This is a genomic window from Erysipelotrichaceae bacterium 66202529 (assembly GCA_017161075.1).
Taxonomy (GTDB): Bacteria; Bacillota_I; Bacilli_A; order Erysipelotrichales; family Erysipelotrichaceae; genus Clostridium_AQ.
In genome coordinates this window covers 2,185,574-2,210,211 of sequence record CP046174.1, presented here as the reverse complement: position 1 = coordinate 2,210,211, position 24,638 = coordinate 2,185,574, and the positions used below count along the sequence as shown (strand labels likewise).

Below are 24,638 nucleotides of genomic sequence, written 5' to 3'. Positions count from 1 at the left end.
GTTACCTTTATTATAGAAGAAGCAAGCTGTCCGCGGTAGTGTATATGTTCACAATCCGATGTGACAGATGTCATATTCGCACATGACAAATTGTAACAAACCGAAAACAATGGTAAAATAAGAATGGAAAAAGGAGGAGAGGCCATGAAGCAGCTTGTTAATTATCTGTTATTTCTATGCATCGGCTGTTCCTTCAGCTTTTTTTATGACATCCAGCTGTACCGGCTGCTGGCACTTCTGGCAGCTATCATCTTGGCATCCCTCTCCTATCTGTTCATGCGGCACAGCTATATGCTGTATGTCTATGTGCTGTTTGGTGTATTGGCTGCTATGCAGCAGAGCTTTTTATGCTATTTGCCGCTGCTGCTCTATTGTGTCAGCCGGCAGCATTTTTCTATAAAAGGTCTCCTGTTTTTTCTTCCGCTGCTGTTTCATCTGCGAATGGAGACTCTGTTTCTTTGCAGCATCACTGCCGTATTCTCTTTGTTTGCCGTACTGCTTCGCCAGCAATGGGAGGACAATGAGGAAATAAAGCTGTCCTTCATCCGGCAGCGGGATACCACCAAGGAGCTTGCGGATATGCTATCTAATAAAAACAGAAATCTACTGATCCAGCAGGAACAGGAAATCCGCATCGCAATTCTGGATGAGCGAAACCGCATTGCCAGAGAAATTCACGATCATGTCGGACATTTGCTGAGCAGCTCTCTGCTGCAGATCGGAGCCATACAGGCGATTCAGAAGGATGAAATGCTGAAGGAGCCACTGCAAAATCTCAGAGATACCCTTTCTCAGGGAATGGATAATGTCCGCAACAGCGTCCATGATTTGCATGATGATGCGGTTGACCTGCATCTGACACTGGAACGGCTGTTAAAGGAATATACCTTCTGTAAGGCCACCCTGGAATACGATGTGCTGCATCCTTTGACACAGCAGACAATCTATCACATTTTAGCCATTGTGAAAGAAAGTATGAACAATACAATGAAGCATTCCAATGCGACACTGTATGCGATCACCCTGAGGGAACAGCCGGCCTTTTACCAGCTGATACTTGCAGATAATGGTACAAGGCAAAGCAGTATCCCCTTGTCTGCGAAGGGCATTGGGCTAAACAATATGCGGGAGCGTGTAGAGGATATGCATGGATATTTGAATATAACACAGACACAGGGGTTTCAAATTTACATCACCCTTCCAAAGGAGGACATAAAGCATGAGAATATTGATCGTAGATGATGACAGACTTGTATGCAGCTCTTTGAAAACAATATTGGAAGCACAGGGGCAGACCATTGCCGGGATCGGCTGTAACGGACAGGAGGCTGTTGCGCTTTATAAAGAAACGAAGCCGGATGTTCTCCTGATGGATATCCGCATGGAGGGAATGAACGGTGTGGATGCCAGTGAGGAAATTCTTAACAGCTATCCGGATGCCCGCATTCTGTTTCTGACAACCTTTTCCGATGATGAATACATCATACGTGCACTGAAGCTCGGTGTAAAGGGCTATATATTAAAGCAGAACTTCGATTCCATCATCCCTGCTCTCGAGGCTGTATACATGGGGCAAAATGTATTTAATACGGAAATCATCGCAAAGCTTCCCGATTTACTAAAGCAGGGGGTAGCGGATGAAACAGGATGCTATGATTTGAATGAACGCGAGCTGCATTTCATTCAGCTTGTCGCAAAGGGCTTAAACAACAAAGAGCTGGCACAAACGCTGTTTCTCAGTGAAGGTACCGTCCGCAATTACCTTAGCAGTCTGCTGGAAAAGCTGCAGCTGCGAGATCGTACCCAGCTGGCTATCTTTTATTATCAAAACTTAAATCAAAAAAGTTAACGAAGCCATATACACAAACAGGCAGGTTATTCTGTACTCTTCCAGGATTGGAACAGCGCAAATAGGAGCAGTTAAGGCTGTATACCAGATTGTGTTATCTGGTACTGTGTCGTAGGCAAATAAATAATTGTTAAATACAGAAATTGTGAATGTCATGCTCGTACTCATTATCTGCTATTTATCATGCAAAGGCATTCAGAAGTATACACGCAGCTGTACAATAGCCGTTTGTTTCAAAGTATGCATAGTGTCTGAAAGGCATGAAATAAGACGCCGTATTTAGCGGCTGTCAATAAAAATAGCTAAGAAATCATGACCATCTGTAATATAAAAGAAATGGACAAGCAACGGGCTTCACATGGATAAGTAGCTTCACAAGGCTTTCCTTCACGCTCAGGTATGACGAAAACAGAGACCTCCAAATCCCTTGCTCTAAACGATGGATTTAGAAAGCTCTGTTTTTTTTCATACTGTGAAAGCAGGCACATGTGAACAGCTTTCTTTTGTGTGCATATACCTCAATGTATATGAAAAAGAAGCCCTCAGCTTTATGCCTGTGGCTTCTTTTCCTTGTCTTACTTATTGATTTCGCTTATAATGCGTTCAATTTTATTACCGCGTTCCAGGGAATCATCCAGCTTGAATATTAGCTCCGGTACCTTGCGGATTGTCATCCGCTTGGCAAGCTCGCTGCGCAGATATCCCTTACTGCGTTCCAGTGCCTTCATTCCGGCTTCCTCTCTAGGCTTCTGCCCCAGGAAGGAAACATAAATCTTGGCAATGGATAAATCATTCGTCACCGTTACATCGGTAATCGTGATGAATCCTATTTTTGGATCCTTCAGAGAAAACTGGATAATCTCCGAGATTTCCTTCTGAATGATGCCTGCTATTTTTTCAGCCTTTAATGTCATGCTATCACCTTATTCTTATTCTGGCTCAACCTGCTGATCTTCATACGCCTCGATCACATCGTCCACCTTGATATCATTGAAGTTTTCAATCGTCAGACCGCACTCATATCCACTGGCAACTTCCTTGGCGTCGTTCTGGAAACGTTTTAAAGAGCCCAGCTTACCAGTGTAAACGACCACGCCTTCACGGATCAGACGGACACCGCACTCCTTGCGCAGACAGCCATCGGTAACCATACAGCCGGCAATCGTTCCGACCTTGGAAACCTTGTAGATCTGACGTACTTCTGCCTGTCCGATAACGACTTCCTCATATACAGGGGCCAGCATACCTTTCATGGCATTTTCCATTTCTTCCAATGCCTTATAAATAATGTTATGCAGACGGATTTCAATGCCTTCCTCTTCTGCTTTTTTACGTACCAGTGCATTTGGACGTACGTTGAAGCCGTAAATCACGGCATGAGATGCACTTGCCAGCAGAATATCAGATTCTGTGATGGCTCCTGCCTGGGAGCGGATGACATTGACACGTACTCCCTGTACATCAATTTTTTCCATGCTTGCACGGACTGCTTCCGCACTACCCTGAACATCCGCCTTGATAATCAGGTTAACCTCCTGCACTTCTCCCTCTTCAATCTGGCGTGCCAGATCATCCAGAGACATCGCAGCTCCGGTCGCATTGCGCTCGGAAGCAATTTTATTGTTCAGACGCGTTTCCGCAATCTGACGTGCCTTCTTTTCATTATCGAAAGCCTTGAAGATATCACCGGCAATCGGTACATCGTTCAGACCGATAATTTCCACAGGTGTGGAAGGCAGTGCCTTTTTGATTTCACGGCCGTGATCATCTGTCATTTTACGAACCTTACCAAATGCCGTACCAACAACGAGAGCATCTCCGGTATGCAGGGTTCCTCCCTGTACGAGCAGCGTGGTTACCGGGCCTCTTCCCTTGTCCAGCTTTGCCTCGATTACTGTTCCGGTTGCCAGCTTGTTTGGATTTGCACGGAAGTTATAAACCTCGGATACGACAAGGATGGTTTCCAGCAGATCACTCACACCGGTACCTAATTTTGCAGAGATATCCGCATAAATCGTATCACCGCCCCATTCCTCAGGCATCAGTCCAAGCTCACTCATTTCCGAAACGATGCGGTCACGGTTTGCCCCGGCCTTATCAATTTTATTAACGGCTACGATAACCGGCACACCGGCTGCCTTGGCATGGTCAACAGCTTCCTTCGTCTGCGGCATAACACCGTCATCGGCAGCTACGACGATAATAACCAGGTCTGTAACCTTGGCACCCCGGGCACGCATAGCGGTAAAGGCTTCATGCCCCGGCGTATCCAGGAAGGTAACCTTCTTGCCCTTGACGTTTACCTGATAGGCACCGATATGCTGGGTAATACCACCGAATTCCCCTTCTGTAACATGGGTTTTCCGGATGGTATCCAGCAGTGTAGTTTTACCATGGTCAACGTGTCCCATGATTGTAACAACCGGCGGACGGTTTTCCAGAAGCGCCTCGTCCTCTTCTTCCTCCAGCTGTTCCTCAAAATCACTTTCTTCGATGATGATTTCCTTATGAACATCCACATTCCACTCCATGCAGACAAGCTCGATCGTTTCATCATCCAGTGTGGAGTTGATCGTTACCATTGTTCCCATCATGAACAGCAGCTTAATAATCTCACTTGCATTACGATTCAGCTTTTCTGCCAAATCCCCTACACTCAGCGGGCCGCTGTATGTGATTTCCTTTACCTCCACACGCTCCTTCTTTGGTGTGAAGGAATTGTTGTTTCTTGATCGGTTGTTGTTATTCCCCTTCCGATTATTGTTATTTCCTCTTCTATGCTGTTGTCTTGCCATATAATCACCTAGCCTTTCAAGCAAGCTGCAATCTTCTCTGCAAATCCCTTGTCCAGAATTGCGATTGCTTTCCTGTTGCGATCACCGATCGCCATATTCATCAGGGCTCCGTCCATGTAAACACAGGGAACCTTGTAGAAATTGCATTTATCGCTCAGCTTCTTTTTTGCATTGTCACCGATGTCCTCTGCCAGTATAAGCAGATGAACATGCCGGGCACGCAGCTGTACGTAGACAGTTTCCCCGCTGGCTGTTTTTCTTGCACGCGCCGCAAGTCCCAGCAGTCCTGCCGCATCCTTCATCAGCTGAACATCTCCTTCAGCTTCTCATAGACCTCATCGGGAATTTCGCATTCCAGAGAACGTACGAGCGATTTTCTTTTCATCGCAACCTCCACGGCTTCCACACTGCGTTTCAGATAGGCTCCACGGCCGTTGCGCTTTCCGCTTTCATCGATTTCCACCGTACCCTCAGGTGTACGAACGATACGGATCAGTTCTTTTTTAGGAAGGCTTTCATTGGTCGCCACACATTTACGCATCGGTATTTTTTTCATGTCGCATCTACCTCCTTACTGTTTTATTCCTCGTAATATTTATCGTATTCATCGAAGTCGATCTCATCATGGATCCAGTCGTTTTCTTCAATCTCGCGCTGTTCGCGTTCGATTTCCGCAAGCTCCTCCTCAGAGTAAATCGGCTTCATTTCATAATCCTTTTTATTCAGATCGAATGTTGGCTTACGGCGTTCATCCTTCTCCTCATGCTTATCATATTTCTTGTATCGCGGTTTTGCGGCAGCCTTCTCCTCCTGCTTCGCGGATGCATCTGCCAATGTTTCAAACTTGGAGCGATATTCCTGTTTTTCCTTCAGGTTCAGCCCCTCCTGCTTCTGCTTTTCTCTTGCGATACGGGCAGCCTTTTCCAGATCAGTTTCTTCTCTTTCTTCCGGCTCCTCGCTCTGTACCTCCTCTGCTTGTGCAGGGTCGATTTCTTCCACCACTTCTGCAACGGCATCTACAGCTGTCTGCGGCTCGCTTACTTCCTCTTCTGTTACGACTTCCTGGAAGTTTACGCCTGCATCATCCAGACTGACAGCCTCCTGCGGCTGTGCGTTTTCTTCAAAGCGCTCCATCTGTGCAGCCTCTTTTGCCTCCTGCTGGCGAGCCAGGAATTCCTCGCGCTGTTTCATTGCGATTTCCTTCCAGTTGATACCTGCCGCATTTACATCGGTTTCCGCCTTGATATCAATTTTATTGCCTGTCAGCTTAACGGCAAGACGTGCATTTTTCCCACGCTTTCCGATTGCCAGTGACAGCTGGTTATCCGGCACTACGACAAGCAGACCGCCTTTGCGTTCTTCACTTGGAATAACAGCCAGCACCTCTGCCGGAGATAATGCATTTTTAATCAGCTCGGTTACATCCTCACTCCATTCGAAGATGTCAATTTTCTCTCCGCCCAGCTCATCGATGATAACCTGAACACGCTGTCCTCTTGGCCCAATGCAGGCACCGATAGGATCGATGTTTTCATTGTGAGAATAAACAGCCATTTTCGTACGCTCACCGGCTTCACGCGCAATCGCCTTGATTTCGATGATTCCCTGGAAAATCTCCGGAACCTCTTTTTCAAACAGACGCTTTACCAGTGTTGCATCCCCACGGGATACGAGCACCTGTGCACCCTTGGTTTCCTTGTTTACTTCCGTAATGACCACGCGGATCATTTCACCCTCGCGATAGCGTTCATTAGGAATCTGCTGATTCTTTGGCATCAGAGCCAGTGTCTTACCGATGTTGACAACACAGAATTTCTCCTCGACGGATTCAATGGTACCCATGACCATTTCCTCCACCTTATCACAATATTCCTCATATACAACCAGCTTCTCCGCTTCACGGATTTTCTGCTTCATAACATTTTTAGCAAGAATGACAGCAGCACGGCCAAGGTCCGCAATGCTGACCTCCTCCTCTACTACGCCGCCAAGCTCCAACTCCTGGTTGACGCGCTTTGCGTCCTCCAAAGAGATTTCCAGCTCATCATCCTCTACGTTTTCAACAATCAGACGCTGCTGATAAACCTTGATATCACCGGACTTCTCGTTGACATCCACGCGTACCAGCGCATCCGGAATTTCGATATGCTTACGGAATGCCTTTGCCAGTGCTTCCTGCAGGGCATCGACGACAACTTCCTTGGAAAGCTTTCTATCCGTTTCAATTGCCTGCATCGCAGCCATAAAATCTTTCAGTTTCATTTCTTATATCTTTCCTTTCTAAATTTTCACAGACAGGCGGATCAAGGTGATGTTGTCCATCTCAATCTCTGCCTTCTTTTTTACGGCCTTCGCCATGTAATCCAGATATACCGTATGGTTTTCAAAAGCCGTCAGTGTACCCTTGATATCATCCATGCCGGCCTTTGGATTTTTCAGTTTCACATATACAAACTCGCCGATGGCATCTATAATCTGGTCTTCGCTTTTCAGCTCACGCTCTGCCCCGGGGGAACAGACCTCCAGAAAATACTCACTGGAAATCAAATCCAGTTCATCCAGCATCGCACTGATTTTTTCGGACTGCGCAGCACAGGTATCTATATCCATACTGCCGTCCTTATGCATAATCGACACCTGCAGAATGCGCATCTTGCCTTCGGTATGCCAGGCAACATCGTACAGTACAATGCCATCCTCTGCCACAAGCGGAGTGATCAGTTTTTTCAGCTTTTCAATTTGATCCATAACATTCTCCTTTACAAACATAATGAAGGAGTGGGTTTTCCCCACTCCGGTTGAAGTATCTGTACATAATATACCACGAATCACAGGAAACATCAACCTTTTTTCCAAAAGGCAGAAAAAAAGCCGTTATTACGGCCTTAACTCTATTTTTCTACGATGGTTTTTCCGTTGTATTCCCCACAAGAACACATTTTGTGCGGCACTTTGTACTCACCGCAAGCTGGACATTTAACCAATGTCGGTGCAGCTAATTTATAATGAGTTCTACGTTTTGCTTTTCTTGTTTTTGAATTACGTCTCTGTTGAACAGCCATGTTAGCACCTCCTACTTAATCTTCCAATTTGAATTCTTTCAACTTTGCTAAACGAGGATCGATTTCCTTGGATTTCTCTTTTATGTAATCTTCCTCTTTGACAACTTCCCAACCGTCACCTTTAGGATACTGTGTAAGTCCTTCCTTGACAATTTTCAGAGGAACCTCCATCACTATCAATTGAAAGATCACCGGCAATAGCTCTACGACATCACCTTTAACCTCGTGAACATCTTCGTCATCTGTCTTTTCGAAAGAGAACACTTCTAAAGATTTTGTATGGAAATCATATTCTACATCCTCCAGGGTTATAGAACACGGTACTATCATCACGCCTTCAATATCCAGATCCGCAAATACCCGCTCACTGGAGCTATCGTAATGAACATTTCCTGATACCGTAACATCCTGCAATCCTCTGATCTGATGCATCTTAGAAAATACCTCAGGCTCAAATTGGATCCTCTCGTCAAATTCGATCGTTGCATCCTTTGCCTGCAGCAGTTCCATTCTGGACCATTTCAAAAGAATCACCTCGTTGTCTGACCTATCCTATTATAAGGAAAATCTGTGATAAAGTCAACAGAATCTTCTCATCCATAGGCTGGCTTATATATTAAACCACAAAACTGCGGGAATGAAAAGTATTTTTTTCATTTTTCTTTTCATTTCTCCCAAATTACGTACGTTTCTTTCCTGCCTTTGTCAGAAAGCAGAGAATATCCTCATAGACCAGCTCATGCAGCGGTTCGTTCAGTATTTCATGGCGCATTCCCTCAAACAGCCGGGCACTCACTGCTGTATACCCCAGCGTTCGCAAAAGACCTGCAGCTTCCTGAAATTTATCAGGACTGATAATGCAGGGATCCTCCTTCCCGGCAATAAAGCGAATTGGCAGATGCTTATTGCGAAGTGTCCAGTGCTTTTTATCATAGACAGTCTGCATCAGGGAAAAGAGATTCTCAAAGCCGTTCAAGGTAAAGGTATAGCCGCACAGCGGATCCGCATCATAGGCACGCACAACATCCATATCGGAGCACAGCCAGACATTCTCGCTGCATTCCTCAATAAAGCCGTCGCAGTTTTTTCCAAATGCCATTTTCTGAAGGAGCGGGCTGCGGTAATGAGCACCCTTGATTCCCATCATCAGCCTTGCCAGAAGCCGCCCGGCACCGGCTGCTGGATTTTTGCTTGGACTGCCGCAGACGATCAGTGCATCTATGGTATCATCATAGCGCTTCAGATAGGCTCTCACCGCCAATGAGCCCATACTGTGTCCGAACATATAAACTGGCATTGTTGGGTATTCCTGATGAAGCTGTGCATTCAGCTGCCGTATATCATCAATGAGATATGCACCGCCGCTGTTGTACATATATCCCAGATCAGCTTCCTCTTTTACGCTTTTCCCATGTCCCCGATGATCGTGAAGCACGCTCACATAGCCGTGCTCCGCAAGAAAACGCATAAAGTCCTCATAGCGCTCCTTATGCTCCGCCATCCCATGCACCAGCTGAACGATGCCCTGCGGCTGACCTGCCGGCTCACAGCGCAGCACCGATATGTTTAATCCGTCAGCGTCGCTGATAAAGCTGTATTCCTGTAATGCTGTTGTCATCATCATCACTTCCTTATTCCTGCATTGTACCATATTCCGCGTGCTTTCGATATGGCTCTGTTCATCATTTTGACAAAGTGGTTACTATGTCAAAATTTTATATGCGTATGGTTACCAGCAGACAGCTGTGGTATACTGAAAGGCACAGGAGGTGATTTGATGCGATGCTGTGGTATCGTAACAGAATACAACCCGTTTCATAACGGTCATGCCTATCATATCAGGCAGGCCCGCAAAGTCTCCGGCTGTGAGGTGCTGATTGCCGTCATGTCGGGAAATTTTGTACAGCGCGGGGAATGTGCCATCGTTGATAAATGGACACGGGCAAAGGCGGCAATTCAGGCTGGCTGTGATCTGGTAATTGAGCTTCCCTATCCTTATGTGGTACAGCGTTCGGATATCTTCGCACAGCAGGCAGGCAGTCTGCTGCAGCTGGCAGGTGTTACTTCACTGGTGTTTGGCAGCGAAACAACGGATATGGAGCAGCTTTCCAGACTTGCGGATATCCCCTATGAGGACTATGTTCAGCAGCGCAAAAATGGGATTTCAATGGCAAAAACACTGGAGGTAATGCATGGCCGGGTAGCCAGCAATGATATTCTGGGGATGGCGTATGTCCGTGCAGTAAAAGGAACTGCTATTACCCCCATAGCCATACAGCGTACCAACGGCTATCATGATGAGGATATCGTACAAAAAATCAGCTCTGCCACCGCCATACGAAAGGCGGCAAAGGAAGGCATCTGCGTTACACACACAACCCCTATGGCAGAGGAGCTAAAGCATGCTGTGTATATGGAGGATTATTATCCCTATCTGCAGACGCTGCTGCAAAGCACTCCCGCTAAGGATTTGAATAAGCGGTTTTTGGTAGATGAGGGCATGGAGCATATGCTGCAGCAAAATGCCCGTACCTACATGACCTATTCAGATTTTCTGCAGGCTTGTATCAGCCGGCGGTACCCAAGAAGCAGCATTCAGCGCAGTCTGACGCACATTCTGACACATACCGATAAGCAGGAAATCGACGCACTTCCACCCTGTGACTTTCTGCGGATTCTGGCCTTTAACGATACAGGAAGAGCCTGTCTGCGTGAGCTGAAGCAAAAAGGAATTCAGATAATTTCCACCTTCCATCAGATACCAAAGGCACATCGAAAGATTTTTTTACGAACGACAAGTGCCTACGCCTATGCATTTCCGTTATCAAAAAGAAAGGATATCCTGGACCGTGAGCTGCAGCGTCCTGTCTATTTGCCATCATGCGGGAGCTAGCAGCCATCCTCATCGTATTCCTTATAACGGCCAACCTTATCCTGTATCATTATTTTCCTAAGCCGAAAAAGCCAAAAGCAGGCAGAGTATATGATGCAGCCATCGTTCTGGGCAGCCCTGCAAAGGAAGACGGCAGTCTTTCCCGGATGCAGAAAACAAGGATGGATGCGGCTATACGGTTATACAAACAACACACGGTACAGCGAATCATAATTAGTGGAGGCAGTGTGCGAAACGATTATGCAGAGGCTGAAATCATGGCGGCATATGCAATAACGTGCGGTATTGCAAAAGAGGTTCTCCTACTTGAACAAAAGGCCAGAAACACCTATGAAAATTTAAAATATGCAAAGGAAATCTGCAATGCTCATGACTGGCACAGCGTAGTCGTTGTGACCAGCAGCTTCCATGTGCGCAGGGCAAGCTATATGGTGCGAAAGTTTTTCGATGATTTCGCCATGCAGAAGACTACGGACAAGGAGCCATACAGGCATTATGTGTCAGAATATTTCCGCATGTGGAACAGCTTGCGCTGTGAAATCATGCTGAACAGAAAAAACAGGCGGTAACCACCTGTAATTTATAAATCAAAAAAAGGATTCTAGCAGTTGTCAGTGCTTTCACATAAAACGATATTTCATATTACACGCTCACTCATACTGTATGTCGTGCTTACAAAGAAATATCGAAATAGAGATAGCATCCAATTAACAGAATCCTTTTTATATTCCTTTTCCTGCGATTTTGAAACACGCGCGCTGTCAGTAAGCGCGCATTTCTTACACTTCCTTAGAAAAGGGATAGATGTACAGCGCTGTTGTGAATGCAGGAAGAAACCTGCCGGTTTTGTATAGCTGAAATCCGTTTCGTTCGTACATACGGCGCAGCTTATCCTTATGCTCGCGAACATCCAGACGCACATCCGGATAACCTTCCCTTCTTCCCTTATCAATGAAGTACTGAATCATCGCATCCGCATAGCCCTTTCCAGCGAAGGCCGGATCCACACAGATTTTATGCAGATACAAGGAGGCTCCCTTTTTCATGTCCGGCCAGTACAGTGCATCCTCATCCACAATGAACAGTCCGCAGACAACTCTGTCCTCCTCTACACCGACATAATAATCCGAAATGGTGTACAGTTGGGAAAAGGCTTCCCAGTTCACCTCGTTTAGATCCCACTGGTGAATACCGTGTGCATCATTATACCGTACTCTTTTTTCATACATGGCTTCGATTGCCTGCTTATCCGCTTCCACTGCCTGTCGTATCTGCAGCATACTATTCCTCCCTTTCAAAAAGACCTTCTCAGAAGGTCTTACTGAATAACACGTTCGACGGATTTTACACTGTTCACCTTCTGCAAATTCGCCATCAGGCTGCGCAGGTGCTCTGAATTTTCTACAACCACCGTCATTTTTGTTGTAGCGGAAATCTTATCCTCTTCAACCGTGGAGTCCACATGCTGCAGTCCCGCCTTACACTGGGATACCACAGTCACGATATCACTCAGCAGGAAATTACGGTCTGTGGATTTGATGACCAGCTTGACCTCATAGGTCTTCTGCTCGATATTCTCATCCCATTCCACCGGAATCAGCCGCTGCTTTTCATTTATAATGTTCGGGCAGTCTGCACGGTGTACCTTCACACCGGCACCCTTGGTGATATAGCCGATGATTTCATCGCCTGGCACCGGTGCACAGCAGGCCGCAAGTGTAATTTTCATAGATTCAATACCGGCAACGCGGATTCCTGTTGCAGACGGCTTCTTCTTGCGCTCCTGCCGGTTAAACATTTTCGCAAGCTCCTCATTATCCAGCGGTACGCTTGTCTTATGCTTCACCAGACGATCAATTACCGAGGGCAGAGATACCTGCTTTACACCGATGGCATACATCAGATCCTGATAGGAATTAAAGCTCAAAGATCCGGCAATGCTTTCCAGCTTTTTCTGCTCCGTATACGTGTCGGCATCCAGATTCCGCCGTTTCAACTCCTCAACGAGCAGCTCCTCCCCCTTTTTCACATCCAGGGAACGGCGTTCACTTTCTTGCTTTTGAAAGAACGAACGTATTTTATTTCGTGCATGAGCGGATTTAACAACCTTGATCCAGTCCTCACTCGGCCCGGGAGATTGCTTGGAGGTTCGGATATTGACAACATCCCCGGTTTTCAGCTTGGTATTCAGCGGCATGAGTACGCCGTTGATTGTTGCACCGACGGTATGATGTCCGACCTCGGTATGTACACGATAAGCAAAATCAATCGGTGTAGAGCCGTTTGGTAAGGCAATCACCTTCCCCTTTGGCGTCATTACATACACATTGGCTTCAAAAATATCCTTTTGCAGTAAATTCATGTATTCCATTGCATCGTCATTGACCTCATCGCTCATGACACTGAAATCCTTGAACCAGTGCAGCTGCTCCTCAATTTCCTTCTGATGCACCTCACGGCCGCCGTTCAGGTTTTCCTTATAGCGCCAGTGCGCCGCAATACCCTGCTCGGCAACAGCATCCATGGCTTCGGTACGAATCTGTACCTCAAAGATATTGCCGTCCTCTGCCACGATCGTCGTATGCAGCGACTGATACATATTGACCTTCGGCATAGCGATGTAATCCTTAAAGCGCCCAGGAATCGGCCGGTATTTCGCATGGATATACCCCAGTGTTTCATAACAGGCGGTATCGCTATCCGTTATGATACGAATTGCCAGCAGATCGAGAATTTCCTCAAACCGCTTATTCTTGGTTATCATCTTCTTGTAAATGCTGTACAAGTGCTTGCTTCTTCCAAAAATCCGATAGCCGATATGATGCGCATCCAGCAAAGAGCTGATATCCGCAATCATGCGCTGTACCTGCTCATCACGCTCTGTTTTACGCTTCTCTACAAGCTTTGCAATCTCATAATATTTTTCATTGTTCAAATACTGAAAGCACAGATCCTCCAGCTCATTCTTTATATCGCTGATACCGAGACGGTGCGCAATCGGTGCGTAAACCTCCAGTGTCTCCGAGGCGATTTTCTTCTGCTTTTCAGGTGTCATATACTGCAGAGTACGCATATTATGCAGACGGTCTGCCAGCTTAATCAGAATGACTCTAACATCCTTTGCCATAGCAATAAATATCTTACGATGATTGCTGGCCAGATATTCCTTTTCATCCTTGAATTTCAAAGCGCCGATCTTCGTGACGGATTCCACCAGAGAGGCAACTTCCTCTCCGAACATATCGCTCATTTCCTGTATGGTAACGTCGCAGTCCTCCACAACATCATGCAGAAAGCCTGCTGCAATCGTTTTCGGCCCTGTTCGTAGCATGGTCAGTATATAGCCCACCTGTATCGCATGAATAATATACGGCTCTCCGCTCTTGCGGTACTGTCCCGTATGATTTTTCTCTGCACACAGATACGCCCTTGTGATCAGATCGATATTTTCTTCCTTTTTGATATACTTTCTGACCTCGACCATCATTTCATCAAAGGTCACGACATTCTTACTTACCATAGTATCACCCGCATTCAAGAAAAGGGGAAGCTCCCCTTTGTTTTCATTATTCGTAAGACATTAAAGAGAATACATTGAAATCCTTCAGATGCTCACGTCCCTGTAAGCCCTCCAGCTCAATCAGAAACGCACACCCGGCAACCTCGCCGCCCAGCTCCTGCACGATTTGAATCGTCGCATCCACTGTACCTCCGGTCGCCAGCAGATCATCCACGATGAGAACCTTCTGCCCTTTTTTAATACCGTCCTTATGCACATGCAGCTCATTGCTTCCGTATTCCAGATCATAGGACACACTAACGGTCTCTCTTGGCAGCTTGCCCGGCTTTCTTACCGGTACAAAGCCGATTCCCAGCTCATAGGCAACCGGACAGCCAAAAATAAAGCCTCTGGATTCCGGCCCGACGATGACCTGCGCCCCTACGGATTTAGCAAATGCAATGACCTCATTGCAGGCCTCCTTGAACGCCTTTCCATCTGCCATCAGCGGCGTTATATCGCGAAACAAAACCCCTTCCTGAGGAAAATCAGGAATGCTGGCTATATAATCTTTAAAATTCATGTATGTCTGCCTCCTAGCACTTATGCCTGTATTATATCAAATTCTTTCTGAAAAAGCATTAACTAAAACGCTTCTGTTACAAAAATATTCACTTTTTTTCTTCCCATAAAGGAATTGATTCGCAGATTTCCAATAAAATTTACATTGTTTTTTTCGTGCAGACGCTCATACGTGCTTCCACAGCGGAAATACATCGCTTCAAAGCTGTCATTCAGCGTCCATTTTGCATGCTCCCCGTTTCCTAACAGCCGACAGCTTTTGACAGCCGCCTCCTCCAGATAAAACAGTGGTTCTTCAAAGCCGCAGCCAAAAGGGGCAAGTACGGAAAGACTTTCCACCTCCTGCAGGGATGCCTCCTGTACACGGATGGGGATTACCTCATAGCAGGACTCCTGCTGAAAGCGGATATGCTCCATACGAGTGTTGACATAGTCCTGTATGATTTGCTTGTTCTCATACGGAAAGCCGATTCCGGCTGCCGCCCTGTGCCCGCCATAGGCAGAAAGCGAAGGGCGCAGATCATTGAAAAAGGTCGTCAGATCAAGGAGATCAAGCGAGCGGATGCTTCCCTTGAACATCTGTTCCCGCTGTGCCGCAACCATAACCGGCAGCTGCAGCTCCTCACTCAGTTTACCCGCCACAAGGCCTGCCATACCTTCATGGAAGGAATCATGAAACAGCAGTTGAAACCGGTATTCCGAGCGTACCAGCGTCCGGGCCACCTTTACCATGTCATCGCTCATCGTCTTACGGCGATCATTCAATTCCCGAATCTGCTTTGCCATATGCTGTATCTGTTCCAGCTTTGTACTGAGCAGATACCGTACGGTGTTGTTGGCATTTGCAAGATCGGCAAGCCGTCCGGTCGTGTTCAGCTTTGGTACGATCTGAAAGGCAATCAATGTTTCATCCCATTTTGGATAGCGGTCATTGGCCAGCAGCTGAATCGGCTGACAGACACCCTGTCGCAAATACTGAAGTCCAAGCTGTACGATTGCTCTTGTTTCCTTACGCAGCGGCATCACATCAGCAATGGCAGCTACACAGGCCAGTACGACATGCTCCTTCACCTCACCTAAAAGAGCACGCGACAGCTCTAATGCGACCCCGGCACCCGAGAGCGTTTCAAACTGCTCTCCCATACAGACGGGATGCAGCAGATACAAACAGGGAAATTCCTCATCCATGGAATGATGGTCGGTAACGATTACATCCACCCCTCTGTTTTTCGCCTCCTGTAGGGCATCCAAAGCCTTGACACCGTTATCCACTGTAATCAGCAGGCGGTAGCCCTTTTCATGTGCCTGCTGTACCGTGTGCTTCTGCAGACCATAGCCCTCCGCAAAACGATTGGGTATATAAAACCCCGCCTGAATGCCATAACGGCGCAGGGCATCCACCAGTATCGCCGTGGAACAGATGCCGTCCGCATCATAATCTCCGCACACCATTACCTGCTCCTTATTCTGCCTCGCCTGATAAATCCGCTGTGCGACCTCCTGCATTCCTTTGGCGGAAAAGGGATCCGCCAGCTGCGGTTTTTTTAAAAGCTCTGTGATCTGTTCATCTGTAAGCTCCTTCGCTGCCAGCACTCTGGCACACAGCGAGGTCAGCTGAAATGTATCCTGTATCTGTTTTGAGCGTTCGCTCTGTAATTTTTTTATCTGCATGTTTATCACCGCTGAATATCATACCATACTTTCCCTCTTTTTGCCTTAACAATGCAAGAAAAGAGGCATCCGCATATGCAGATACCTCTGTGTTTAATAATCGTTCATTCCTGGAATGATCATTTCCTCCAGCTCGTTCTTTTTCTTTTTGTGCTTCTTCTTCACATGCTTTTTCGGATTCTCATGGATGCGAATCTGATACCAGAGCTGTGCCGCAACAAACAGCGAGCTTCCTGCACCGCAGGCAATACCGATAAACAGTGCCAGACAGAATACACGAATTGCACTGCTTCCGAAGAACAGCAGGCATACAACCGGCAGAATCGTCGTCAGCGTGGAGAGAATGGATCTGGTTGCCGTTCTCTGCAGCGCCTCATTGATAATTGCACGGTAATCCTCTTTTGTTGTAGTCGCAAGCTTGCGTCCCTTCATCTCATCACGGATACGGTCAAAAACAACGATCGAGTTATTGATGGAATAACCGATAACCGTCAGTAATACGGCGATGATTTCCGTATTGACCTCCAGACGGAAGATGGCGCAGGCCGCCAGTACAAAGAAGACATCATGAATCAAGCCGACAATACCGCTGACGGCATAATCCCATTTGAATCGGATGGATATATAAATTAGGACACCAATCCATGCCAGAATGGAAATCAGAATCGCACTGCGCACCAGCTCCTGTCCGATGATTGGTGTTACCACGTTGTCATTGACATCATGCTGATACGTTTTCTTCAGACTGTCCTTGACCTTATCCATCGCATTCTCATCAATGGCATCCTTCACAAAGACATTGGCGATATTATCCTTTTCTCCATTGATTTTAATGCTGCTGGCATTGATACCTAAGCTCTTTAGCTGATCATTGAGCTGATCCTTGGAGATAGCCTTATCACTTTGCACTGTCAGCTTGGTACCACTGGTGAAGTCAATTCCCCAGTTTAAAATACCATTGCCCTTGACACCCTGGAACGTCATACAGCCAACACCGATGGCAAGCACGGTTACGGAAGCGATGATGAAATATTTTGCATTCTTGACAAAATCAAAATTCTTAAAGAATCCAAAATAGAAGCGCTCCTGTCCCTTGCTCACATCCGGAACCTGATTCTTTTTAACACCGAACCAGCTCAGCTTATCGTTCAGCAGGCCGCTTTTTACAAGCAGGGACAGTAAAAACTTAGTCACAAAGACAATCAGTACGATGGTGGAAATCGTAGATACGATCAGCATCGTCGCAAAGCCCTTGACACTTCCGGTTCCCATCATGTATAAGATCAGGGCACAGATAAAGGTTGTCACCTGTGCATCGAAAATGGTGATGAAGGATTTTGAGCTTCCCTCATAGAACGCCGTTTTCACACTTCTTCCCGAATACAAAGCATCCTTGATGCGCTCAAATGTCAGAATATTGGAATCGGCCGCCATTCCGACGCCAAGCACCAGGGCTGCAATACCTGACAGCGTGAATACCGCACCCATGGCATTGTAAATCAAAAATACGATAAAGACATACGTTGCCAGTGTAACTGCGGAAATCAATCCCGGCAGACGATAATACAAAATCATAAACAGCATGATGAGCGCGATACCGATACCGCCTGCCAGCATCGTCTCACTGAAGGCATTGATACCGTAATCGGCAGTTACCGCATTGCTGTATTTCTCACTCATTTTTACCGGCAGCGAACCGGAGTTGATCAAATCCTTCAGCTCGGTTGCTTCCTCCTTGGTAAAGCTTCCGCTGATCTGGGCACTGGTGGAATTGATTCCCTCACTGACCGTCGCAGCAGATATAAATTTCGGATTTTCCGAATTTTTTTCCTTGGCGTAGGAATCGGTATTTGCATCGAAATCCAGCCAGGCTACCATCAGATTATTGCCGCTTCCCATCTGGGAAACCTTCTGTGTTACCTCATAAAACTTTTTCTGGTCAGACAGCTTCAGGCTGACAATCGGTTTCCCGTAATTGTCATACATGACGCTTGCTCCGCCCTCCTGCAAAACGGTGGAATCCATTAACAGATTGTCGTTTACATCACGGAATGTCAGATTGGCCGTGGATGAAATGACTCTTCTTGCCTGATCCGCATTTTTTACACCGGCAAGCTGTACACGGATCCGGTTGTCGCCTTCCACTGTGATTTCCGGTTCATTGACACCCAGGACATCGACACGCTTTTCCACGGATTTCGCAACGGCTGTCATGGAAGGAAGCTTTTTGCCTTCCAGCGGACTTACTTCATACAGGATTTCAAAGCCCCCCTGCAAATCCAGCCCCAGCTTCATATTCTTACGAATAGAAGGGGTACAGGTCACGATCAGTGTCAATATGGTCAACACGGATATCACAAAGACGACGAGACGTGATTTCTTCATTGTTTATCTCCTCCAAATAAATCATCAAAGTCGTTGAGGTTCATGCGGGAGCCCAGAATCACTGCCTGTGCTGACAGATAGGCAACCACATCACTTGCACTAAGCTGCTGGATATCCTCCACCGCCTCATGGATACTGGCCGGCTTACGGAAACGCCAGTGCTCCTGCAACGAGCTTTCTACATGCTGATATGTCAAGGAAGAGAGTTCTTCTCGTTTCAACTGATTTGTTTTCAAAGCAATAGCAAGTTTTATGTATTTATCTTCGATTTCACTTTGACCACTCATAAGCTCCTCCTTAATATCATAAACATTATTATAGCTTCAATTATGAATGAAAGCAATGTATTTTTTTATACGGCATCTGCACTTTGTTTCTGAAAATCATTACATCGCCAATTTTTTTCATGATCTGCAAGCTGGATTGGAGTGATTTATTTGAAGAAAACCGTACTGCGTTCAACCCTGCTACTGGTGATTGTCTCCATCATCGCCAAGGCGCTATCCTTCATCGTGCGCATCATGCTCGCCAGAACCCTGAGCCCTGCCGGCATGAACTATTATACCCTTGCTGCACCGACCATGGTCTTTTTCATCACCCTGGCACAGATGGGGATCCCGGGAGCCTTATCCAAGGTTATCGCACAGAGCGAGCATCCGCATCAGCCGCTAAAGGCCAGTGTGATTTTATCCCTGTTGAACAATGTCGTCATCATCCTTGCCTTTTTGCTGGTGCTTCCCTTTCTCGCTCAGTATATACTCAAGCAGAAGGAAATCCTGCCGGTGCTGTACGCCATCATCCCCCTCATTCCACTGGTGTCTTTGTCCGGCATTTTAAAGGGCTATTTATTCGGTCTGCAGCATCATATCCAGGCAACCTCCTCACAGCTGTTTGAGGAATCCAGCCGGATTGCATTTCTATTTATCGTATTTTATCTGCATCCCTATACCGATGCCATCGCCATGGCCCGTATCGCAATGCTGTCCGTAAGTGTGGGAGAAGCCTGCAGTGCCTTATATATGCTGCTTTCCCTGCGCCGAAAAAAAAGAACCCTTTCCAGGATTCCCCGTCTGTTTACCGATTTAAACCGTGCACAGTTTGATGAGGTGCTCATGGTATCCATTCCGATGACCGGCAGTCGGCTGATCGGCTCCCTCACCTATTTTTTAGAGCCGATCGTCATGGTGCTGGGACTGGGGACAGCTGCTTCCGCCACCATGGTAGCTGCCTATGGCCAATTGAACGGCTATGTGTTACCCATCATCACGATGCCAAGCTTTATCACGGTAACCTTGAGTAATTTTCTGCTGCCATCCTTTACGTATTCCTATACCAGAGGCTATTACGACCATGCCCGGCGCCTGTTCACCATGATTATCGGCTGCTGCTTTCTGGTAGGGCTTGGCTGCAGTGCAATCTGCTATCTGTTCCCCGAACAGCTTTTGTATCTGTTTTATCACAATACACACGGCGCATTGCTGCTGAAGCAGCTGGCAATTCCCTTTGCCCTGTATTCCCTGCAGCCGCCGTTATCCAGCATGCTGCACGCGCTTTCACTCAGTAAGCAGACCGTATCCGATACACTGAGCGGATCACTGGTACGGATTTTATGTGTACTATTTCTTACCAGAGGATTCATGGAGGCATCGTTGCCGATCGCATTGACTGCCGGCATGCTCATCACCACCATCATGCATGCCATACGCCTGCTGTACGCCTTTCGCAATCACTAGAAAAACGTATCCCTGGAATTCATTTCCTTTTTGATAACAAACATGCCGTTATTCTGATACAGACATAAAAACACATCATCCACACTCTCCACGCCCTCGCTTTTCAGGGCGTTTTTCAGCCACTGCTCATCGCGTGAAAGATCCTGCAATGCCTTGGTATTGATCGTCCCGTCACTGATCAGCGGATCGGGATGCTTAACCTTGCATTTATTTTTCGGCAAAATGGAAAGCTGCCCGTTATTTTCCAGTACCGCAAAGGCAACCTCATCGGGAGAGCACAAATCCTTACTGCGAATCTGAGACATCAGATCATCGATATTATAGCGCTCCTTTTTCATAATTTTCTGATTGATATGCCCGTTATGAATCAGAATGGCATTTTTTCCATCAAATACATCGCGTGTCTTTTTACTTTTCAAAAGAATCCATGAAATCACAATCTGTAAAAACGCCAGTGTGAAAATCGGCACCAGAGATTTCAAAATGCTCTCATGCGCATCCGTAATCGAGATTGCCAGCAGTTCACTCATAACCAGATAAATAACGATGTCAAAAACCGACAGCTCCCCCACTTCCCGCTTTCCCATGACCCGCAGTGCAAATATAATAACAAAGTAAACGATAAAGCACTTGACCATCAGGTTGATATATTCCTGCATTAAACCATCCTTTCCTGCATAGTTTGTACGTGGATTTCATACAGTAGACTGAGGTGACTTCTTATGAAATCAAAACTACAGACCTATGTGCGCTCCATAGCCGTACTGCTTGCGCTCACATTGTTATTCTCTCTTGTATTTGCAGCTTTATACTATTTTCATGCAGTATCGACCTCTGTTTTTCACATCGCGAACTGGATTGGCGGTATATTAGCCTATGGTGCAGGCGGTGTGCTGCTGGGAATCGGCGTAAATAAAAAAGCGCTGTTTCATGCGCTTCCTGTTGCTGTATTCTTCTTTGTACTGTCTCTGGTGCTATCCGGCTTTTCACTTACCGTTCTGCTGGAAAATGCAAGCAAGGCACTGATTTATTGTATCGCAACGCTGCTTGCCTTCTCCCGCACCCATAAGGGATAATCATTCCGTATGCAGAAACAGCCCTTCTCGCAGGTCGTAGCCGAGATGGCGGTAGGCCTTCTCGGTTACCACACGTCCGCGCGGTGTACGGTTGATAAAGCCGATCTGTAAAAGATATGGCTCATACACATCCTCCAGCGTCATCGTTTCTTCACCGATGCTGCTGGCCAGCGCTTCCAGGCCAACCGGCCCTCCGCGAAAGCGTTCAATGATTCCCTTCAGATACTTATGGTCGACATTATCTAAGCCAAGATGGTCGACCTTTAATTTATCAAGGGCCATTTCCGCAATCTGCTTACTGATGATACCGTCATTCATAACCGTCGCAAAATCCCGCACCCGGCGAAACAGTCGATTCGCAATACGCGGGGTACCACGGGAGCGCAGGGCGATTTCCAATACAGCCTCCTCCTCGATTTCCGTATCCATGACGCGGGAGGTTCTGGAAATGATCTGCTGCAGCTCCTGCAGCTCGTAAAATTCAAGCTGGGAGACAATACCGAAGCGGTCCCGCAGCGGTGCAGTAAGATCTCCGGCGCGTGTGGTAGCACCGACAAGGGTAAAGGGAGGCAGCTCTAAGCGAATGCTTCTGGTTGTCGCACTGTCCTTTCCCACTACGATATCTATGCAGTAATCCTCCATGGCAGGATACAGAATTTCCTCAACCTGCTTGGGCAGACGGTGTATTTCGTCAATAAACAAAACATCTCCCGGCTCCAGTGTTGACAGGATTGCAGCCAGATCACCACCCTTTTCGATGGACGGCCCGCTCGTCGTCTTGATATTGCCGCCCATCTCATTTGCCAGAATATACGACAGCGTCGTTTTCCCCAGACCGGGCGGCCCGTATAACAGGACATGATCGAGCGCCTCATTGCGCTGCTTGGCTGCTTCGATAAAGACTGAAAGATTCTCCTTCAGTTGTCGCTGCCCGATATATTCACGCAGACTCTGCGGACGCAGGGATGCCTCCTCGTCCATACTCTGCGATTCATTCGATAAAATTCTCTCCATGTATTAGACTCCTTTTCTCTTTGCCAGAATGCCCAGCCCCTTTCGGATATACTGATCACTCGTCATAGGCTCCTGCGTGCTCAGCTCCTTTTTAATGCTGTTCAGCTCTGCATTCTTATAGCCAAGTGCCTTTAATGCCTCTAACGCATCCAGCAGCTGCTCGTTTTCCTTGATTTCCAGCTCTGTTACCTCTTCCACGAGCTTACCCTTTAGATCGAGTACGATCTGACTGGCTGTCTTGGCACCGATCCCCGGCAGTCCCTTCAATACCTTCACATCATTGTTTTCGATTGCCGCAATCATGTTTTTGGCAGGACATACCCCAAGCATCCCCAAAGCTGTTTTCGGCCCGACCCCCTTCACACTGATCAGCTGCAGGAACAGATCATGCTCCTCCATCGTTGGAAACCCAAACAGTGTAATGGCGTCCTCGCGTACGTGCTGGTAGGTATATAAAATAACTTCGGCATTAAGCCGGACTGCCATGGGATTGGATACATACACCCGGTAGCCGATGCCGTTGTTCTCGATAATCAGAGAATCGTTGCTGTAGCTATGTATAATTCCTTTAATAAATGCTATCATTTTTATCACCGCACTTATTTTATCATGACTGAACAAAGAAAAACAGTGGGAATTCCACTGTTTGCTGTATCACGCACTCGATGAGGCGGCTTCCTTTGTCTTCAGCCTGCGTCCCACACGCAGCAGCATGGTCAGATAACAAATGCCGCCGCCGATGAAATTGGAAATCGGCTCTGCCAGAAAAACACCGTATACCCCCAGTCCATAGACCTGCGGCAAAAGCAGTGTCAACGGCACGACAATGATCGCCTTGCGAAACAGTGAGAAGAAGATAGCATAGCCTGAGCAATTCAGCGCCACGAAGGTAGACTGTCCGCTGAACTGGAAGGCCATCATAAAATAGCCGAAAAAATATACCTGTATAGCAGGAATACCGATTGTAAGCAGCGAGCTGTCTGCGCTGAAGATCCGTATGAAAAAGGACGGTGTGAGAACGATAACGATCCACATAACAAGCATGTACAGCACACAGACGATACTCATAAAGCGAATACAGCTGCGCACCCGCCCGTATTCCCTGGCACCGTAATTATAGCCCATAACCGGCTGAGAGCCATTGGTAATGCCGCTGACCGGAAGTGTGATGACCTCCCGCAGGGAATTGATGATCGTCATAACGCTGATATATAAATCGCCTCCCACCATCTGCAGGGTTGCATTGCAGACGATTTGTACGAGTCCATTGGTCACTGACATGACGAAGCCGGACAAGCCAAGCGTCAGAATACGGCGTACCAGAGACAGCTTTAAACGCATATGGGAAAGCTTAAGCGTCAGCGGACTGCTCTTTGTCAGAAACAGCAGCACCCATACAGCGGATACGAGCTGGGAAAGCACGGTAGCCACAGCCGCTCCCTGTACCCCCATATCCAGCGTGAAGATAAGGATTGGATCCAGCACGATATTGACAAGCGCTCCGAGTGCGACAGTCAGCATACCCGTCTTTGCAAAGCCCTGTGCATTGATAAAGCTGTTCATGCCAAGCGATATCATGACAAAGACAGATCCGGACAGATAGATGGATATATAGGCATCCGCATACGGATAAATCGTATCACTGGCACCGAACAGATAGAGTAGATCATGACGAAACAGCAGAATGAGAATTGGAAGCGTGATGCCAAACAGCAGCAGTAACGTAAAGCTGTTGCCCATAATGGTTCTGGCATACACATGATCCTTTCTTCCCCGCGCAATGGAAAACAGCGGTGCCCCGCCCATCCCGGCTAGATTAGCAAAGGCGATAACGATCGTGATGATGGGAAAGGTGATGCCAACACCGGCGAGTGCGTGTGAGGCCACATGCGGCAGCCGCCCGATGTACATCCGATCGACAATGTTGTACAGCACATTGATCAGCTGCGCAAGCGTCATAGGCAGGGCAAGGCGCAGAATGGTGTGGGATATCCGCCCCTTTGTAAAATCCTGTTCCTGTTTTCCCTGCATGCTATCACCTCCATCATTTCTGGTATTATAGCACGAAAAAAAAGAAAT

General features: G+C 47.1%; 25 protein-coding genes. 6 read left to right on the top strand and 19 right to left on the bottom strand.

Translation table 11 applies throughout. The annotated features are described in order from the left end of the window. The first annotated feature begins 144 nt into the window (after window positions 1–144). Window positions 145–1,242, top strand: a complete 1,098-nt coding sequence (locus tag GKZ87_10490; protein QSI25872.1) for a two-component sensor histidine kinase — start codon at window positions 145–147, stop codon at window positions 1,240–1,242. After that, window positions 1,220–1,849: a response regulator gene (locus GKZ87_10485; GenBank protein QSI25871.1), complete on the top strand. Its 630-nt coding sequence runs from the start codon at window positions 1,220–1,222 to the stop codon at window positions 1,847–1,849. Before GKZ87_10490 ends, GKZ87_10485 begins: the two co-directional genes overlap by 23 nt. A 575-nt stretch (window positions 1,850–2,424) precedes the next feature. Here GKZ87_10485 and rbfA read toward each other — a convergent pair. The 9 genes from rbfA to GKZ87_10440 all read right to left on the bottom strand — a co-directional run bounded on the left by rbfA (window position 2,425) and on the right by GKZ87_10440 (window position 9,324). Then, window positions 2,425–2,763 (bottom strand): 30S ribosome-binding factor RbfA, encoded by a 339-nt coding sequence (gene rbfA, locus GKZ87_10480; GenBank protein ID QSI25870.1) that lies wholly within the window; start codon window positions 2,761–2,763, stop codon window positions 2,425–2,427. Between the two features lie 15 nt (window positions 2,764–2,778). Continuing rightward, complete coding sequence (infB, locus tag GKZ87_10475) at window positions 2,779–4,644, bottom strand: translation initiation factor IF-2 (protein ID QSI25869.1); 1,866 nt, start codon at window positions 4,642–4,644, stop codon at window positions 2,779–2,781. 8 nt (window positions 4,645–4,652) lie between these two features. Next, entirely contained in the window at window positions 4,653–4,946 is a 294-nt protein-coding gene (locus GKZ87_10470) for a 50S ribosomal protein L7 (GenBank protein ID QSI25868.1), read from the bottom strand. Continuing rightward, window positions 4,946–5,200, bottom strand: a complete 255-nt coding sequence (locus GKZ87_10465; protein QSI25867.1) for a DUF448 domain-containing protein — start codon at window positions 5,198–5,200, stop codon at window positions 4,946–4,948. Before GKZ87_10465 ends, GKZ87_10470 begins: the two co-directional genes overlap by 1 nt. 23 nt (window positions 5,201–5,223) lie before the next feature. Then, window positions 5,224–6,906: a transcription termination/antitermination protein NusA gene (gene nusA / locus GKZ87_10460; protein ID QSI25866.1), complete on the bottom strand. Its 1,683-nt coding sequence runs from the start codon at window positions 6,904–6,906 to the stop codon at window positions 5,224–5,226. Between the two features lie 18 nt (window positions 6,907–6,924). Next, the gene (locus GKZ87_10455) at window positions 6,925–7,485 is read right to left on the bottom strand and encodes a ribosome maturation factor RimP (protein QSI27939.1); all 561 of its coding nucleotides are present in this window, start codon (window positions 7,483–7,485) and stop codon (window positions 6,925–6,927) included. Window positions 7,486–7,535: 50 nt separating this feature from the next. After that, a complete protein-coding gene (gene rpmF / locus GKZ87_10450; GenBank protein QSI25865.1) occupies window positions 7,536–7,706 on the bottom strand; it encodes a 50S ribosomal protein L32 in 171 nt (56 codons plus the stop codon). A gap of 15 nt (window positions 7,707–7,721) precedes the next feature. Further along, window positions 7,722–8,231, bottom strand: a complete 510-nt coding sequence (locus GKZ87_10445) for a hypothetical protein (protein ID QSI25864.1) — start codon at window positions 8,229–8,231, stop codon at window positions 7,722–7,724. A 154-nt stretch (window positions 8,232–8,385) separates the two neighbouring features. Next, complete coding sequence (locus tag GKZ87_10440) at window positions 8,386–9,324, bottom strand: alpha/beta fold hydrolase (GenBank protein ID QSI27938.1); 939 nt, start codon at window positions 9,322–9,324, stop codon at window positions 8,386–8,388. Between the two features lie 159 nt (window positions 9,325–9,483). On the opposite strand from GKZ87_10440, the gene GKZ87_10435 reads away from it, so the two are divergent. Together GKZ87_10435 and GKZ87_10430 are read left to right on the top strand one after the other, a co-directional pair. Then, window positions 9,484–10,599, top strand: coding sequence for a hypothetical protein (locus GKZ87_10435; GenBank protein ID QSI25863.1), 1,116 nt, complete (start codon window positions 9,484–9,486; stop codon window positions 10,597–10,599). Beyond that, window positions 10,587–11,168, top strand: coding sequence for a YdcF family protein (locus tag GKZ87_10430; GenBank protein ID QSI25862.1), 582 nt, complete (start codon window positions 10,587–10,589; stop codon window positions 11,166–11,168). The genes GKZ87_10435 and GKZ87_10430 overlap by 13 nt, the downstream gene beginning before the upstream one ends. 210 nt (window positions 11,169–11,378) lie before the next feature. Here GKZ87_10430 and GKZ87_10425 read toward each other — a convergent pair whose 3' ends face one another. The 6 genes from GKZ87_10425 to GKZ87_10400 form a co-directional block, all read right to left on the bottom strand. Next, entirely contained in the window at window positions 11,379–11,879 is a 501-nt protein-coding gene (locus tag GKZ87_10425) for a GNAT family N-acetyltransferase (GenBank protein QSI25861.1), read from the bottom strand. Window positions 11,880–11,917: 38 nt separating this feature from the next. After that, window positions 11,918–14,119, bottom strand: coding sequence for a RelA/SpoT family protein (locus GKZ87_10420; GenBank protein QSI25860.1), 2,202 nt, complete (start codon window positions 14,117–14,119; stop codon window positions 11,918–11,920). Between the two features lie 46 nt (window positions 14,120–14,165). After that, window positions 14,166–14,681, bottom strand: a complete 516-nt coding sequence (locus GKZ87_10415) for an adenine phosphoribosyltransferase (GenBank protein ID QSI25859.1) — start codon at window positions 14,679–14,681, stop codon at window positions 14,166–14,168. A gap of 62 nt (window positions 14,682–14,743) precedes the next feature. Then, window positions 14,744–16,351, bottom strand: coding sequence for a recombinase RecJ (locus GKZ87_10410; protein ID QSI25858.1), 1,608 nt, complete (start codon window positions 16,349–16,351; stop codon window positions 14,744–14,746). A 93-nt stretch (window positions 16,352–16,444) separates the two neighbouring features. After that, the gene (secD, locus tag GKZ87_10405) at window positions 16,445–18,736 is read right to left on the bottom strand and encodes a protein translocase subunit SecD (GenBank protein ID QSI25857.1); all 2,292 of its coding nucleotides are present in this window, start codon (window positions 18,734–18,736) and stop codon (window positions 16,445–16,447) included. Beyond that, window positions 18,733–19,023, bottom strand: coding sequence for a hypothetical protein (locus tag GKZ87_10400; protein ID QSI25856.1), 291 nt, complete (start codon window positions 19,021–19,023; stop codon window positions 18,733–18,735). The genes secD and GKZ87_10400 overlap by 4 nt, the downstream gene beginning before the upstream one ends. 150 nt (window positions 19,024–19,173) lie before the next feature. On the opposite strand from GKZ87_10400, the gene GKZ87_10395 reads away from it, so the two are divergent. Beyond that, the gene (locus tag GKZ87_10395; GenBank protein ID QSI25855.1) at window positions 19,174–20,469 is read left to right on the top strand and encodes an oligosaccharide flippase family protein; all 1,296 of its coding nucleotides are present in this window, start codon (window positions 19,174–19,176) and stop codon (window positions 20,467–20,469) included. On the opposite strand, the gene GKZ87_10390 is transcribed toward GKZ87_10395, so the two are convergent. After that, window positions 20,466–21,128, bottom strand: coding sequence for a DUF421 domain-containing protein (locus tag GKZ87_10390; GenBank protein ID QSI25854.1), 663 nt, complete (start codon window positions 21,126–21,128; stop codon window positions 20,466–20,468). The two genes, GKZ87_10395 and GKZ87_10390, sit on opposite strands and share 4 nt — an antisense overlap. Before the next feature lie 63 nt (window positions 21,129–21,191). Between GKZ87_10390 and GKZ87_10385 the strand changes: the two genes are divergently transcribed. After that, the gene (locus tag GKZ87_10385) at window positions 21,192–21,545 is read left to right on the top strand and encodes a DUF3792 family protein (GenBank protein QSI25853.1); all 354 of its coding nucleotides are present in this window, start codon (window positions 21,192–21,194) and stop codon (window positions 21,543–21,545) included. Here GKZ87_10385 and ruvB read toward each other — a convergent pair whose 3' ends face one another. The 3 genes from ruvB to GKZ87_10370 all read right to left on the bottom strand — a co-directional run bounded on the left by ruvB (window position 21,546) and on the right by GKZ87_10370 (window position 24,590). Next, window positions 21,546–22,559, bottom strand: a complete 1,014-nt coding sequence (ruvB, locus tag GKZ87_10380; GenBank protein ID QSI25852.1) for a Holliday junction branch migration DNA helicase RuvB — start codon at window positions 22,557–22,559, stop codon at window positions 21,546–21,548. Window positions 22,560–22,562: 3 nt separating this feature from the next. After that, window positions 22,563–23,144 (bottom strand): Holliday junction branch migration protein RuvA, encoded by a 582-nt coding sequence (gene ruvA, locus GKZ87_10375; GenBank protein ID QSI25851.1) that lies wholly within the window; start codon window positions 23,142–23,144, stop codon window positions 22,563–22,565. 69 nt (window positions 23,145–23,213) lie between these two features. Next, window positions 23,214–24,590: an MATE family efflux transporter gene (locus GKZ87_10370; GenBank protein ID QSI25850.1), complete on the bottom strand. Its 1,377-nt coding sequence runs from the start codon at window positions 24,588–24,590 to the stop codon at window positions 23,214–23,216. Between the last annotated feature and the right edge of the window lie 48 nt (window positions 24,591–24,638).